The sequence below is a fragment of the Mesorhizobium sp. M0808 genome, assembly GCF_040320025.1.
In the GTDB taxonomy this organism is placed as follows: Bacteria; Pseudomonadota; Alphaproteobacteria; order Rhizobiales; family Rhizobiaceae; genus Mesorhizobium.
On the sequence record NZ_JAMYOX010000026.1, the window covers coordinates 23,972 to 37,471 of the forward strand.

Consider the following 13,500-nt stretch of genomic DNA (forward strand, 5'->3'; position numbering starts at 1 on the left):
CCCGACAAATTTGACGGACATCCCGGAACACAGACAACGGACAGAAAACGTGCAGATCAAAACCATCAAGGCCTACCATGTCGTGCAGCCCTTCGTGGACGGGCCCTACCGCATGTCCAAGGGGCGTGTCGCCGATGCGTTCGACGCGGTGATCGTCGCCGTCACCGCCGATAGCGGGCTCACCGGCTGGGGCGAGATGGCGCCGCTTGGCAATTTCTATTCGCCTGCCTTCGCTGCGGGTACTCGCGCCGGCGTCGTCGAGATCGCGCCGCATCTCATTGGCCATGACCCACGCGGGCTTGCCAGTATCAACAGGTTGATGGACACGGTGTTCAAGGGCCATCCCTACATCAAGTCGGCGCTCGACATGGCATGCTCGGATCTCGCGGCGCGCGCCGCCGACGTGCCGCTGGTCACGTTGCTTGGCGGCCGCGAGAGCGAGACGGCGGAACTCTACAAGGTCGTCACCCACGGCACGGTCGACGCGATGGCCGCACTTGCCAAGCACATCGTCGGGAAAGGATTTCAACGGCTGCAGGTCAAGGTCGGCGGCAACGTCCATGACGACATCGAACGCGTCACAGCCGTTGCCGCCGCGGTGCCGAAGGGCACCGTCATCTTCTGCGACGCCAATGCCGGCTGGACCCCTTACGAGGCGCGCCAGTTCGTGGATGCGACGCGCACCATCGACTACACGTTCGAGCAGCCCTGCACGACGATCGACGAATGCCTGTCGGTGCGCCGCTCGCTCGACAAGCCGATGGTGCTCGACGAATCCGTCGCCTCGTTGGACGATATGCTCGACATCCACCGCAAGGGCGCGGCCGACGGGCTGACGCTGAAGATCTCGCGCCTCGGCGGCGTCACCAAAACGCGCCAGATCCGCGACCTTGCCGTCGACCTCGGCTTCATGATCACGGTCGAAGACACTGGCGGCGCCGAGATCGACACATCGGCCATGGCGCATCTGTCGCTGTCGACGCCGGAGGAGCGCCGGCTGCACGCCATCGCCTTCCACGAATGGGTGACGGTGCGCACCGCATCCAACATGCCGCCGGTTTCGGGAAGCCGTATGGGCATTCCGGATGGGCCGGGCCTCGGCATCGATGTCGTTCCCGGCCTGCTTGGTGCGCCCTTCTTCGAAATCGGCAGCTGAGCTACAACAAGGCTGCACCCAATCAACCTGAATATGCCGCGTCCTTCTGACTGCGGAGGCACGGCCGTGTGGATGACCGCTCCTCCAATCGTCTTCGGCCGATTGCAGAGCGACAATGCCCAATTGCCGGTTGAAATATTTTTCATTTGCAAATAGAAATGTTCAAACCGTTGATTTGGACGCTGCGGCGCGTCAGGAACTGGAGGAAGCGACATGTCCCATCCGCAATTTGCAGCGGAACTTCTGCAGCGCGCTGAACAGCAGGGGCCGATCACCATCGGGCTTGCCGGCGCCGGACAGATGGGCACCGACATCGTCGTCCAGGTCGCGCTGATGCCGGGCATGCGGATCGGCGCCATTTCCGAAGTCAGGCCGCAGGCAGCGATCGACGCGGCGCTGCTCGCTGGCCATGACCGTTCCGACATCGTCCATGCCGGCAATGCGGCCGCGATCGACCGCGCCATCGAGGCCGGCAAGATCGCGGTGACCGAAGATTTGCATGCGCTGGCGGCGGCCGGCCGGATCGACGTCATCATCGACGCAACGGGTAATCCCAATATCGGCACGCTGTTTGCGCTCGAAGTGATGAAGAACGGCAAGCATATCGTCATGCTCAATGTCGAGGCCGACATCACCATCGGCCGCTTCCTCAAGGAGGAGGCACGCAAGGCCGGCGTCGTCTATACCGGTGCCGCCGGCGACGAGCCCGCCTGCACGCTGGAGATCATCGGCTTTGCCAAAAGCCTCGGCTTCAACATCATCGCCGCCGGCAAGGGCAAGAACAATCCGCTGAAGATCGACGCCATGCCGGCCGACTACGAGAAGGAGGCGGCCGAGCGCAACATGAATGCGCGCATGCTGGTCGAATTCGTCGACGGCTCGAAGACGGCGATCGAGATGGTGGCGATCGCCAATGCGACCGGCCTGGTGCCCGACGTGCCGGGCATGCACGGCCCGACCGCGACGCTGGAGGAGTTGGCCAGCGTGCTTTGCCCGCGCGAGGATGGCGGCGTGCTGCATCGCAAGGGCGTGGTCGATTACTCGATCGGCAAGGGAGTGGCGCCCGGCGTGTTCTGCATCATCGAGACCCGGCATCCGCGTGTGCTGGAGCGCATGATCGACCTCAAGGTCGGCAAGGGCCCCTATTTCACGATCTTCCGGCCCTATCATCTGACCAGCCTGGAAGTGCCGCTGTCGGCGGCGCGCGCCGTGGTCTACAAGCGGGCCGACATGGAGCCGCTCGACCATCCTGTGGCCGAGGCGGTGGCGGTCGCCAAGAGCGATCTTGGCGTTGGCCAGTCGCTCGGCATGATCGGCGAGAACGACTATCGCGGCTTCGCCATGACCTGGGGGGATGCGCGCGCCCGCGGCGCCCTGCCGCTCGGCCTTGCCGAACGCGCCAAGGTGGTCAAGCCGCTCAAGACCGGCGACTTCCTGACCTATGAAAATTGTGTACCCGACGATTCGATGGTGATAACCCAGATCCGCCGCCGTCTCGACCAGTCGGACGGACGGTTCGTTACAAACGCAGCCTGACCCCGCTGGATCTCCGCCTGATGGACGATGTCGTAATCGGGATCGACGCCTCGACCACGGCCGTGAAGGCGATTGCCTTCGCGCGCGACGGCGAGGAGCTGTTCGAGGCGCGCGAGCCGTACCCGCTTTCAAATCCGAAGCCCGGCCATTTCGAGCAGGACGCCGAACAGTGGTGGACGGCGCTGCTTGGCGCATTGAAGCAGGTCACCGAGGCGGTCGGCGCTACGCGGGTGGCGGCGATCTGCATCGCTCACCAGCGAGAGACCTTCACGCTGGTGGACAGCGCCGGCAAAGCACTCATGCCGGCGATCCTGTGGCTCGACGAACGCGCCCGGCCGCAGGTTATCAGGCTTTCGGCCGAACTCGGCCGCGAGGCGATCCGCGACTGGAGCGGCAAGCCCCCGGACCCGACGCCGGCGCTCTACGCCATTGCCTGGCTTGCCGAGCACCAGCCGCAAGTGCTTCGCCAGGCAGCGGCACTGGTCGACGTGCACGGTTTCTTCGTCCAGCGGCTGACCGGGCGATTGGTCACCAGCACCGCAAGTGCGGATCCGCTCGGGCTGCTCGACGTCGAGAAAGGTACCTGGCATCCCCGCCTCGTTGCGGCCGCCGGACTGCAAATGGAGCAATTGCCCGAGCTGGTCGCGCCGGGCGTGGTCTGCGGCAGTCTTTCCGCAAGCATAGCGCAGCTGACCGGCCTGAGGGCCGGCACGCCGGTCGTTGCCGGCGCTGGGGACGGCCAGGCGATGGGCCTCGGCATGGGCGTCTACGGCGAGGGCAAGAGCTATCTCTCGCTCGGCTCCGGCGTGGTCAGCGGCTGCTATTCCGGCAAGGTGAAAACCTCGGACGCCTTTCGCACGCTGGTCTCGCCGACCGGCTCCGGATTCATGCTGGAGACCGTGCTGCGATCGGGCATGCAGCTGGTCGACTGGATCGTGCGAACCACCGGTTCGCCCTCGGCGGCAGCGCTGGAGAAAGTGGCGCTGGATGTTGCCGCGGGCAGCGAGGGCCTGCTCATCATGCCCTATTGGGCCGGCGTCATGAGCCCGTATTGGGACGGTGCGGCGCGCGGCGCCATTGTCGGCCTGTCGCTCGATCACCGGCCGGAGCATCTCTTCCGCGCTGTCCTGGAAGGCATCGCCTTCGAGCAGGCCGTCGCCACCGAGGCCATGGAAGCCCAGGCCGGCGGACCGGCGGCGATGATTGCCGCCGGCGGCGGCACCAATTGCGCGCTGCTAATGCAGATCATGGCAAGCGTGCTCGAGCGGCCGCTCTCGGTTTCGCCGGTCAACGAAGCCGCCGCACTCGGCGCTGCCATGCTGGCGGCAGCGGCTGTCGGCTGGTTTGCCTCGCCGGAAGCCGCAGCAGAGGTAATGGCTGCCGCTCCCACCAGGCATGTCGATCCGGTCGACGGGCTTGTCGCCGCCTATCGCAGCCGCAAGGAAATCTACCGCGACCTTTATCAGGCGACGCGCGACATCCACACCCGCCTCGGCGCTCTCGACGAAATCTAGCGGTTGAGCAGCCCCTTGGCCGCATCCTCGTCGGTGATCAGAACCGATACCTTGGTGTTGGCCAGCGCCGCCCGCATGATGGCAATCTTTTCCTGCCCTCCCGAAACCAGGATTATGCTAGGAATATCCGACAGATCCTGCAGCGGATAGGCACAGACGCGGCGGTTGACCTCGTGGTCGACCGGGCGGCCCTCGGCGTCGATGAAATGACACAGAATATCGCCGACGGCACCGGCCGCCTGCAGTTCCTCGAGTTCACTTGGCTTGATGAAGCCGTAATTGGCGATCGGGCTGTCGCTGGAAAACGAGCCGACGCTGAGCACGGCGATGTTTGCCCGGCGCGCGCGGAAAACAACATCCTGAACGCTGCGCTGGCTCATGAAAGCATCGCGCTGCTCCGGCCTGTCGGCATAGACCGGCACCGGCAGCAGGAAACACTCCGCACCGATCTTCTCGGCGAAATCCCAGGCGCTTTCGGTCGGGTTGAGCGGCTGTGCATGGGTGAGGCCGCCAAGCATCGAAACCACCGTTGTCCTGGCGATCGGCCGCCGTGGCAATTCATTGATGGCGAATTTCAGCGTCCGCCCCCAGCCCAGCGCGATGACATCGCCGGCGTTCACATGGTCGGCCAGGTAGGCGGCGGCGGCGTGGCCGATCATCAGCGGCGCGTTGCTTCGGTCGGCCGCCGACGGTACCACAACAGCCTGGCTGAGCCCGAAGCGCTGCTTGAGGCTTTCCTCCAGGATCACGCATTCGACAACGCTGTCGCGGATGCGGAACTGGACGACACCCTCTTCGCGGGCGGCCGAGAGAATGCGATGCACCTTGATGCGGCCGACGCCGAGAATTTCGGAAATCCGCTCCTGCGTAAGACCCTCGACATAATAGTGCCAGGCGGCGCGGGCCTTGAGTTCGGCGTCGGGGAAGCGCGAGGCTCTTTCGTTCTCTATGATCGTCATCTGTTTGCCTTGCCGCAGTCGCCGGCTCTGCTCATGATATTCCAATCCGGCGACTTCGAAATGCCCAAGATTTCCGAGACATTGCGTAAGGCAAACCGGCGAACAGCGCAAACCGTGCTCGAATGAAGCGGGCAGGTCTTGACAATTTTCCGACGAACAGTTTAGCTGAACAAAATTGCATGTTAAAGATAAATTGTTCACAGGGAGGGGCCTGGTGAACAAAGTGGCCCGGTGATGCAGCGCCGGATTGCTGTGGAGGAGACAAAGTGGCTGTGAGCAACGACGCAAGCAATTTGAAGGCAGGCGAGTTGAAGGCAGGCTCTGGCGCGCAGGCTACGGCGGGCGCAAGGTTTTCGGCTGTCTTTGCCGGAACCATGGGCCCGCTGATCGGGCTGGTTCTGCTGTGCGTGGCGCTCTCGCTAACCACCGACACCTTCCTGACTGTCCGCAACATCCTCAACGTTCTCGACCAGGTCACCGTGCTCGGCATCATGGCGATCGGCATGACGCTGGTCATCCTGATCGGCGGCATCGACCTGTCCGTCGGCTCGGTACTGGCGCTGGCTTCCATGGTGATGGGCTTCGTCGCCCATCCGGACTATCTCAATCTCGGCCTGCCGGCCGGCATCGCCGCAGCCCTCGTCGTCGCCGGCCTTTGCGGGCTGGTTTCGGGCCTGCTGGTGACGGTCACCAAGCTGCCGCCCTTCATCGCCACGTTGGCGATGATGTCGGTGGCGCGCGGCCTCGCCAACATGATCACCGACGGCTCGCAGATCGTCGGCTTTCCCGACTGGTTCACCAGCCTGTCGATAATCCGCCATTTCGGATTCCTCTCGGTCACCGTCGGGCTGATGATCGTGCTTGCCGTCATTTTCGCGATCTTCCTGAATTATCGCGCTACCGGCCGTAGCCTGTACGCGATCGGCGGCAGCGCCGAAGTCGCCCGGCTGTCCGGCATACCAGTCAAGTCGCTGACCAACTGGGTCTATGCGATCTGCGCCGTGCTGGCCGGTCTCGCCGGCATCGTGCTTGCCGCCCGGCTCGATTCCGTCCAGCCGAGCTCCGGCCTTGGCTACGAACTCGACACCATCGCGGCGGTGGTGATCGGCGGCGCCAGCCTGTCGGGCGGCGTCGGTTCGATCGGCGGCACAGCCATCGGCGTCCTCATCATCGGCGTGCTGCGCAACGGGCTGAACCTGCTCGGTGTCTCGCCCTTCATCCAGCAAGTGGTTATCGGCGTGGTGATCGCGCTGGCGGTGGCCACCGACACGTGGCGGCGCCGAGCACAATGAAGAATGGGGCACAATGAAGAATTGGGCTCAATGAGATTCGCCCCGATATTCGGGCGAAAACGGATCGGTGATCCGAAACTGGGAGTTGTTCGGCCAAGGGGCGCCGCGATGCGCGGGCAGGACAGATTGAACATCAACGGAGGAATAAACATGCTGACCAAACGTTCATTGCTGCTTGCCGCCGCGGCCGTCATCCCGCTGCTTGGCCTGTCCGACATGGCCTCGGCCAAGGAGGCCAAAAAGCTCGGCCTCGCCGTCGCCAATCTGCAGGCCGACTTCTTCAATCAGATCAAGCAGTCCGTCGAAGCCTACGGCAAGGAAAAGGGCATAGAGGTCGTTACCGTCGATGCCAAGGGCGATTCGGCGACCCAGGTCAGCCAGGTACAGGACCTGATCACGCAAAACATCGACGCGCTGATCTATATTCCAGCCGGCGCCACCGCCGCCACCGTGCCGACCAAGACCGCCAAGGCTGCCGGCATCCCAGTCATCAATGTCGACCGCAACGCCGACGGCGCGCCCGGCGACACCTTCATCGCCACCAACAGCGTGGCATCGGCCAAGGCGGTTTGCGACTACATCGCCAAGCAGGCCGGCGGCAAGGGCGAGTTGATCATCATCCACGGCCAGAAGGGCACGACGCCCGAGGTCGACCGCTCGAAGGGCTGCGGCGAAGCGCTGAAAGGCTATCCCGACATCAAGGTTGTCGGCGAATTGTGGAGCGAAGGCTGGCACCAGGACGAAGGCTTCAAGCTGACGCAGGATCTGTTGCAGTCGCACCCCGACGTGTCGATCGTCATCGGCCAGGCCGACGCGCTGGCGCTCGGTGCGGCGCAGGCCGTCAAGGTCGCCAATCCCGGCCACAAGGTCTGGGTTGCCGGCTTCGACGGCGACGTGGCGGCGCTCAAGGCACTGAAGGACGGCGTCTTCGACGTGACCGCGACGCAGCAGACCCAGGGCATGGGCCGGCTCGCCGTCGATGCAGCAATCAAGCTGGTGGCCGGCGAGACCATTCCCGCCGAACAGCTGCAGGATGCGACGCTGACCACCAAGGACAATGTCGAGCAGTTCATCGCCAAGCATCCCTGATTGAGACCAGTCCGGCAATCGACGAGCGCAACGATGTCCACCGATCCTCGCCACACGCACAGCCCCCATAACGGGCTCGTCGTCAGCGGCCTCTGCAAAAGCTACGGGCCGGTGCAGGTCCTGGCCGATGCGAGCTTCGAGGTGCGGCCGGGCGAGGTCGTGGCGCTGCTTGGTGAAAACGGCGCCGGCAAGTCGACTGTCTCGAACATCATCGCCGGGTCGACGAAACCCGATGCCGGCACCATCACCTGGCGGGGGAACGCTTATTCCCCCGCCAATCCTGCCGCGGCGATCGACGTCGGCATCGGCATGATCCACCAGGAGCTGAAGCTCTTGCCCGATCTGTCGGTCGCCGAAAACGTCTATGTCGGGCGCCTGCCGATGCGTGGCGGCCGCATCGACCGCGCGGCAATGAATGCGCGGGCATCGGCCCAGTTGAAGCGCCTCGGCCTCGATGTCTCGCCCGAGCGCAAGGTGCGTACGCTGCGTATCGCCGCCCAGCAACAGGTCGAGATCGCCAAGGCGCTGACGCTCAATGCCGAGCTGCTGATCTTCGACGAACCAACCGCAGCCCTTGGCGGCGAGGAAACGGAGCTCCTGTTCCAGCAAATCCGCAAGCTCAAGGCGGAAGGCATGTCCTTCATCTATATCAGCCACCGGCTGGACGAGATCGCCCAAATCGCCGACCGCGTGGTGGTGATGCGCGACGGGCGCATCGTCGCCCGGCATGAGCGCGCCGATATTCCGGTGCGCACTGTCGTCGAGCAAATGGTCGGCCGCAGTGTCGAGCGGATGTTCCCTACGGTATCGGCGCCGGGCAACGACACGCTGCTCGAGGTCGAGAACCTGTCCTCGCCGGAACGCAGCTTTCAAAATGTCAGCTTTTCAGTGCGGGCCGGCGAAATCCTCGGCATTGCCGGGCTGATCGGCGCCGGACGCACGGAGCTGGTGCGGGCGATCGCCGGTGCCGATCCGATCTCATCGGGATCGGTGCGCGTCGCCGGCAAGCCGGTGCATCTCAATGGCCCGGCGGCGGCGATCAAGGCCGGCGTCGTCCTGGTACCGGAAGACCGCAAGGCGCAGGGCGTGGTGCTCGACCAGACGATCGGCGAGAACCTGGCGATCGGCAATTTCGACCATGTCGCGCCGAATGGCTGGGTGTTCCCGAAGGCGGTGCAGAAATTCGCCGAGGCCGGCATTCGCCGGCTCGGCGTCAAGGGCCGGCCGAACCAGGCGGTCAGCAAGCTTTCCGGCGGCAACCAGCAGAAAGTGATCATCGCCAAATGGGTGTCGCGCCCGCCCAAGGTATTCATCCTGGACGAGCCGACGCGCGGCATCGACGTCGGTGCACGCGCCGCGATCTATGATGTCATCGCCGACCTTGCCCGCTCCGGCATGGCGGTGGTGGTGGTGAGCTCCGACCTCGAGGAAGTTCTCGGCCTGTCGCATCGCGTGCTGGTGGTGAGCCGCGGCCGGCAACGCGGCATTCTCGACCGCAGCGAAGCAAGCAATATCGCCGTGATGGAACTCGCCACGAGCTAGGAACAGCCCATCGAAACAAAGCGCAGCAGGTGGTATCCTCCCGGGCACCAGACCGCGCGGGGCGCCAGCAACAGAGTTGGCGCCCCTTTATTTCCGGAGGACGGCGGTTGGAGCAGAGGGACCGACGATGAAATTATTCGACCTTCATGGTGACGTGGCACTTGTGACAGGCGCCGGCAGCGGCATCGGGCAGGCAATCGCCATTGGGCTGGCCGAGGCCGGCGCCGACATAGCCTGCTTCGGCCACGCCTCGAAAGGCGGGCTGGAGGAGACCGCGCACCGGATCACGGCACTCGGCCGCAAGGCGCTGGTGCTGAACGGCACGGTGACTTCAGAGGCCGATCTCGCGGCCGCGATCGAGCGTACGGAGATGGAACTCGGCGCGTTGACCATCGCCGTCAATAATGCCGGCGTCGCCGGAGCTGAACCGGCAGAGATGCTGTCGCTGGAGAAATGGCAGAAGCTCTATGACGTCAATGTCAGCGGCGTGTTCCTGTCCTGCCAGGCCGAGGCCCGCGCCATGCTGACGCGGCGCAATGGCTCGATCATCAACATCGCGTCGATGTCGGGCTCGATCGTCAATCGCGGCCTGACCCAGGCGCATTACAATTCGTCGAAGGCCGCGGTGATCCACATGTCGAAGAGCCTCGCCATGGAATGGGCCGATCGCGGCCTGCGCGTCAATGTCGTCAGCCCCGGCTACACGCTGACGCCGATGAACAAGCGGCCGGAGGTCGCCGACCAGGTCAAAATCTTCGAGCGCGACACGCCGATGGGCCGCATGGCGGCGCCGGAGGAGATGGTCGGCCCGACCGTGTTCCTGGCCAGCCGCGCCTCGAGTTTCGTCACCGGCATCGACCTGATCGTCGATGGCGGCTTCGTCTGCTGGTAGGAGAAAAGATGCAGAAGCGATTCCTGGGAAAAACGGCGGTCATCACCGGCGCCAGCGGCGGCATTGGCGCGGCAATGGCCAGGCGCTTCGCGGCGGAAGGTGCCGCGGTCGTCGTCAGCGCCATCGACCCGCGCGTCGAAGAGGTCGCCGCCGACCTCAAGGCTACGGGCGCCAGGGTCGCATCGCTGCGCATGGACGTGACGAAGAAGGACGAGGTCGTCGCCCTTTATGACCTGGCCGAGCAACAATTCGGCCGCATCGACATCTCCGTGCAGAATGCCGGTGTCATCACCATCGCCAGGATCGAGGCGATGACCGAGGCCGAATGGGACAAGGTGATGGCGGTCAACACCAAGGGCGTGTTCCTGTGCTGCCAGGAGGCGATCGCGCGCATCCGCAAGCATGGCGATGGCGGCCGGCTGATCAACACCGCATCCGGCCAGGCGCGGCAGGGCTTTATCTACACGCCGCATTATGCGGCCTCGAAATTCGGCGTCGTCGGCGTCACCCAGAGCCTGGCCAAGGAAGTGGCCAAGGAGAAGATCACCGTCAACGCGATCTGCCCCGGCATCATCGACACCGATATGTGGGCCTATAACGACGCCGCATGGGGCAAGTTGATGGGCGAGTACAAGCCCGGCGAGTTGATGGCCGAATGGGTGAAGAACATCCCGATGGGCCGCGCCGGCAGCGGCGAGGATGTCTCCGGCCTGGTCAGCTTTCTGGCCAGCGACGATGCAGCCTACATCACCGGCCAGACCATCAATGTCGATGGCGGCCTGATCATGTCGTGAGCGGCGGCGCGGGCCAACGTACCATCCACCGGGATCTGAAAGCCCCTTCGCTGCGTTCAGACTGGTCGGCCGGCCCGTGCCAATCCATGCTCCACGAGCCGGTCGATGATTTCGGAATAGCTGACGCCGCTCGCCGCCATTGCCTTGGAATACATGCTGATATCGGTGAAGCCGGGGATGGTGTTGATTTCATTGACCAGGAATTGCATGTCCGGTGTCAGGAAAAAGTCGACGCGCGCCATCCCGTCACAGCCGACGGCTCTGAAAGCCCTTGCGGCCACGTCCCGCATGGCTGCCTCGACCTCCGGCGGCAGTTCGGCCGGCACTTTAAGTGCCGCGCCGTTCTCGTCGATGTATTTGGCATCGTAGCTGTAGAAATCGTGGCTTTCGGCCGGCACGATCTCGCCTGGCCGCGAGACGAACAGGTCGCCTGCCGGGTCCTCCAACACGCTATATTCGATCTCGCGCCCACGAATGAATTCCTCGGCCAACAGCTTGCAATCGTGCCGGAAGGCTTCAGCAAGCGCTCCATCGAATTCCTGGCTGGCATGGACTTTTCCGACGCCGACAGACGATCCCTGACGCGCCGGTTTGATGAAGAACGGCAGGCCGAGTTCGCTTTCCAGTGCAGCGAGGGCGGGCGCCGCACCTTCATGGATCGTCACTGAGCGCGCGATTGGCAGCCCCGCCGCTTCCAGGAGCCGTTTGGCGATGTCCTTGTCCAGCGCGGTTGCCGAACCCAGGATGCCGCAGCCGGCGAGCGGCACCCGAGCCACCTCGGCCACCCCCTGTACCGAGCCGTCTTCGCCATGAGGGCCGTGCAGGACAGGAAACAGGATGTCGATCTTCGGCAGATCATAGGGCGTGCCGTCGGCCGGGATCGCCATCATCCGTCCGCGCCCGCCCGGAACCAGGCAAACTTCCATGCCGGCCGCAGGTTTTGCGAGCGTACCATCCTGGAAGCTGCTCAGCAGCCACTGTCCTTCGCTCGTGACGAAGATTGGGAGGGCATCGTATTTGGCGGACAGCAGCGCACGCATGACATTGGTTGCTGAAAGCACCGAAACGTCATGTTCGGCGGAACGTCCGCCAAAGAGCACGGCAATTCGCAGTCTGTTCAAGGAAGAGGTCATGAAAGCCTCGGATATGATCTGGTGTTGAAAGGTCACAAGCCGGCGGCGATCCCGCGGTTGGCGAAGAAGTAAGGCATTTTGGTCTGCTGCATTGTATCGGTACCCTGTCCTCGCGGCTCGCATACGGGATGACCGGCAACCTTGGCTTTTTTCAAACTCATCTACGGGTCCATCCAAAAGACGGGCCGTGAAATTGGCACCGGCGTTAATCGTTGCGCGACGTGAACGTTGGTATATATAATTTCATCCCATGAAAGTGGCTCTGGGCGAGTTGCTGAGCCAACAGACGAGATCATGGGACTTTGATGGTTTGCCCCTCAAGACCGGCGATCGATCCGTGGATGACTGCCTTGGCAGCAATCCTTCGGCAGTCATGACGCGGCCGGTCCCGTCACATCTTCACCAATTTGGGCACCACCCCCGTTTTTGCGCCGGCATCCGCTTCGGCAGCATTGTGGCGCCTACGGCCTTGCGCAACGACCAGCTTTTCCAACACAATCAAAAAGACGCAAGAAGGGAACTAACGACAACGTCCACCAGAGCTTGACAGGAGAACAAGCATGTCACTTCGGAGCATGATTTCGAATTTCTCAATGGGAGCCTTAACACTTGCCGCAGCCGCACTGACATCTTCGGCCTATGCGGCAGCGCCGGAATCCAACGACCCGATCAAGATCGCACTGTTCGATTGGACCAGCGTCAATCTGAACGCCAAGATCCTCGGCGGCATCCTCGAAAAGCTCGGCTATACCGTCGAGTATCCGACCGCCGACTATCTCTCCAGCCTGACCACCGGCCTGACCAATGGCGACATCGATGTCGGCTTGGAATTCTGGGACACGACGGCCGGCGAGGCGATGAAGGCCTCGGACGCGACGGGCCAGACCGAACGCCTCGGCAAGCTCGGACCCAAGGCCAAGGAAGAATGGTGGTTTCCCGAATATATGAAAGAGAAATGCCCCGGCCTGCCGAACTGGGAAGCGCTGAAAGATCCGAAATGCGCCGAGGCCTTTTCGACGGCCGAAACCACACCGAAGGGGCGCTATCTCGGCGGCCCGGTGACATGGGAAGGTTTTGACGACGAACGCGTCGAGGCGCTGAAACTGCCCTTCACCGTCATCCATGCCGGAACCGATGCGGCGATGTTCGCCGAACTGGACTCGGCCTATCAGCGCAAGGCGCCGATCATGCTGTGGATCTATTCGCCGCATTGGGCGCCGGCCAAATACAAGGGCGAATGGGTCGAATTCCCTGACTATACGACAGAGTGCTACACCGACCCGAAATGGGGTGTGAACCCCGACGCGAAATATGACTGCGGCAAGCCGCATGGCGAGATCTGGAAATATTCCTGGGCCGGCATGAAGGACAAATGGCCTGTCGCCTACAAGGTCGCGAAAAACTACACGGTCGACACCGACGAGCTCAACAAGATGAGCGGCGAGATCGATCTCGAAGGCAAGACGCCGGAAGACGTCGCCGCCGCCTGGATCGCCGCCCACGAAGCCGACTGGAAAGCCTGGGCCGAGTGACCGTCTGACTGGAAATCCGACGACCCGGCCATCCGTGGCCGGGTCTCGATCCCGTGTTCCA

Annotated in this window: 12 protein-coding genes; 9 read left to right on the forward strand and 3 right to left on the reverse strand. The window is 63.5% G+C overall.

Annotation, left to right across the window (positions count from 1 at the left end):
• Nucleotides 1–49 precede the first annotated feature (49 nt).
• The 3 genes from NKI25_RS24610 (at nt 50) to NKI25_RS24620 (ending at nt 4,206) form a co-directional block, all read left to right on the forward strand.
• Nucleotides 50–1,156 carry a mandelate racemase/muconate lactonizing enzyme family protein gene (locus NKI25_RS24610; protein ID WP_352590123.1) on the forward strand — a complete coding sequence of 369 codons (1,107 nt, stop codon included), beginning with the start codon at nt 50–52 and terminating at the stop codon, nt 1,154–1,156.
• Between the two features lie 213 nt (nt 1,157–1,369).
• Nucleotides 1,370–2,692 (forward strand): NAD(P)H-dependent oxidoreductase, encoded by a 1,323-nt coding sequence (locus NKI25_RS24615; protein WP_352590126.1) that lies wholly within the window; start codon nt 1,370–1,372, stop codon nt 2,690–2,692.
• 20 nt (nt 2,693–2,712) lie between these two features.
• Nucleotides 2,713–4,206: a xylulokinase gene (locus NKI25_RS24620; RefSeq protein WP_352999643.1), complete on the forward strand. Its 1,494-nt coding sequence runs from the start codon at nt 2,713–2,715 to the stop codon at nt 4,204–4,206.
• Here the strand turns inward: NKI25_RS24620 and NKI25_RS24625 are convergent.
• Nucleotides 4,203–5,165, reverse strand: coding sequence for a sugar-binding transcriptional regulator (locus NKI25_RS24625; protein ID WP_352621190.1), 963 nt, complete (start codon nt 5,163–5,165; stop codon nt 4,203–4,205). The genes NKI25_RS24620 and NKI25_RS24625 overlap by 4 nt on opposite strands.
• Before the next feature lie 308 nt (nt 5,166–5,473).
• Between NKI25_RS24625 and NKI25_RS24630 the strand changes: the two genes are divergently transcribed.
• The 5 genes from NKI25_RS24630 to NKI25_RS24650 all read left to right on the forward strand — a co-directional run bounded on the left by NKI25_RS24630 (nt 5,474) and on the right by NKI25_RS24650 (nt 10,774).
• A complete protein-coding gene (locus NKI25_RS24630; protein WP_502897030.1) occupies nt 5,474–6,457 on the forward strand; it encodes an ABC transporter permease in 984 nt (327 codons plus the stop codon).
• Between the two features lie 150 nt (nt 6,458–6,607).
• Nucleotides 6,608–7,546 carry a sugar ABC transporter substrate-binding protein gene (locus NKI25_RS24635; protein ID WP_254820381.1) on the forward strand — a complete coding sequence of 313 codons (939 nt, stop codon included), beginning with the start codon at nt 6,608–6,610 and terminating at the stop codon, nt 7,544–7,546.
• A gap of 33 nt (nt 7,547–7,579) precedes the next feature.
• A complete protein-coding gene (locus NKI25_RS24640) occupies nt 7,580–9,088 on the forward strand; it encodes a sugar ABC transporter ATP-binding protein (RefSeq protein ID WP_352621184.1) in 1,509 nt (502 codons plus the stop codon).
• A 127-nt stretch (nt 9,089–9,215) separates the two neighbouring features.
• Complete coding sequence (locus NKI25_RS24645) at nt 9,216–9,980, forward strand: SDR family oxidoreductase (RefSeq protein ID WP_352590138.1); 765 nt, start codon at nt 9,216–9,218, stop codon at nt 9,978–9,980.
• 8 nt (nt 9,981–9,988) lie between these two features.
• Nucleotides 9,989–10,774 carry an SDR family oxidoreductase gene (locus NKI25_RS24650; protein ID WP_352782023.1) on the forward strand — a complete coding sequence of 262 codons (786 nt, stop codon included), beginning with the start codon at nt 9,989–9,991 and terminating at the stop codon, nt 10,772–10,774.
• Between the two features lie 56 nt (nt 10,775–10,830).
• Here NKI25_RS24650 and NKI25_RS24655 read toward each other — a convergent pair whose 3' ends face one another.
• Together NKI25_RS24655 and NKI25_RS24660 are read right to left on the reverse strand one after the other, a co-directional pair.
• A complete protein-coding gene (locus NKI25_RS24655) occupies nt 10,831–11,907 on the reverse strand; it encodes a D-alanine--D-alanine ligase family protein (RefSeq protein WP_352782025.1) in 1,077 nt (358 codons plus the stop codon).
• Between the two features lie 32 nt (nt 11,908–11,939).
• Entirely contained in the window at nt 11,940–12,068 is a 129-nt protein-coding gene (locus NKI25_RS24660; RefSeq protein ID WP_352782026.1) for a hypothetical protein, read from the reverse strand.
• 399 nt (nt 12,069–12,467) lie between these two features.
• On the opposite strand from NKI25_RS24660, the gene NKI25_RS24665 reads away from it, so the two are divergent.
• Nucleotides 12,468–13,439 (forward strand): ABC transporter substrate-binding protein, encoded by a 972-nt coding sequence (locus NKI25_RS24665; protein WP_031211023.1) that lies wholly within the window; start codon nt 12,468–12,470, stop codon nt 13,437–13,439.
• The last annotated feature ends 61 nt before the right edge of the window (nt 13,440–13,500 follow it).

Bases quoted from the DNA above. Each gene is read 5' to 3' on its own strand.
- NKI25_RS24615 (WP_352590126.1), top strand. From the start codon at position 1,370: ATGTCCCATCCGCAATTTGCAGCGGAACTTCTGCAGCGCGCTGAACAG.
- NKI25_RS24620 (WP_352999643.1), top strand. From the start codon at position 2,713: ATGGACGATGTCGTAATCGGGATCGACGCCTCGACCACGGCCGTGAAG.
- NKI25_RS24625 (WP_352621190.1), bottom strand. From the start codon at position 5,165: ATGACGATCATAGAGAACGAAAGAGCCTCGCGCTTCCCCGACGCCGAA.
- NKI25_RS24635 (WP_254820381.1), top strand. From the start codon at position 6,608: ATGCTGACCAAACGTTCATTGCTGCTTGCCGCCGCGGCCGTCATCCCG.
- NKI25_RS24640 (WP_352621184.1), top strand. From the start codon at position 7,580: ATGTCCACCGATCCTCGCCACACGCACAGCCCCCATAACGGGCTCGTC.
- NKI25_RS24645 (WP_352590138.1), top strand. From the start codon at position 9,216: ATGAAATTATTCGACCTTCATGGTGACGTGGCACTTGTGACAGGCGCC.
- NKI25_RS24650 (WP_352782023.1), top strand. From the start codon at position 9,989: ATGCAGAAGCGATTCCTGGGAAAAACGGCGGTCATCACCGGCGCCAGC.
- NKI25_RS24655 (WP_352782025.1), bottom strand. From the start codon at position 11,907: ATGACCTCTTCCTTGAACAGACTGCGAATTGCCGTGCTCTTTGGCGGA.
- NKI25_RS24660 (WP_352782026.1), bottom strand. From the start codon at position 12,068: ATGAGTTTGAAAAAAGCCAAGGTTGCCGGTCATCCCGTATGCGAGCCG.
- NKI25_RS24665 (WP_031211023.1), top strand. From the start codon at position 12,468: ATGTCACTTCGGAGCATGATTTCGAATTTCTCAATGGGAGCCTTAACA.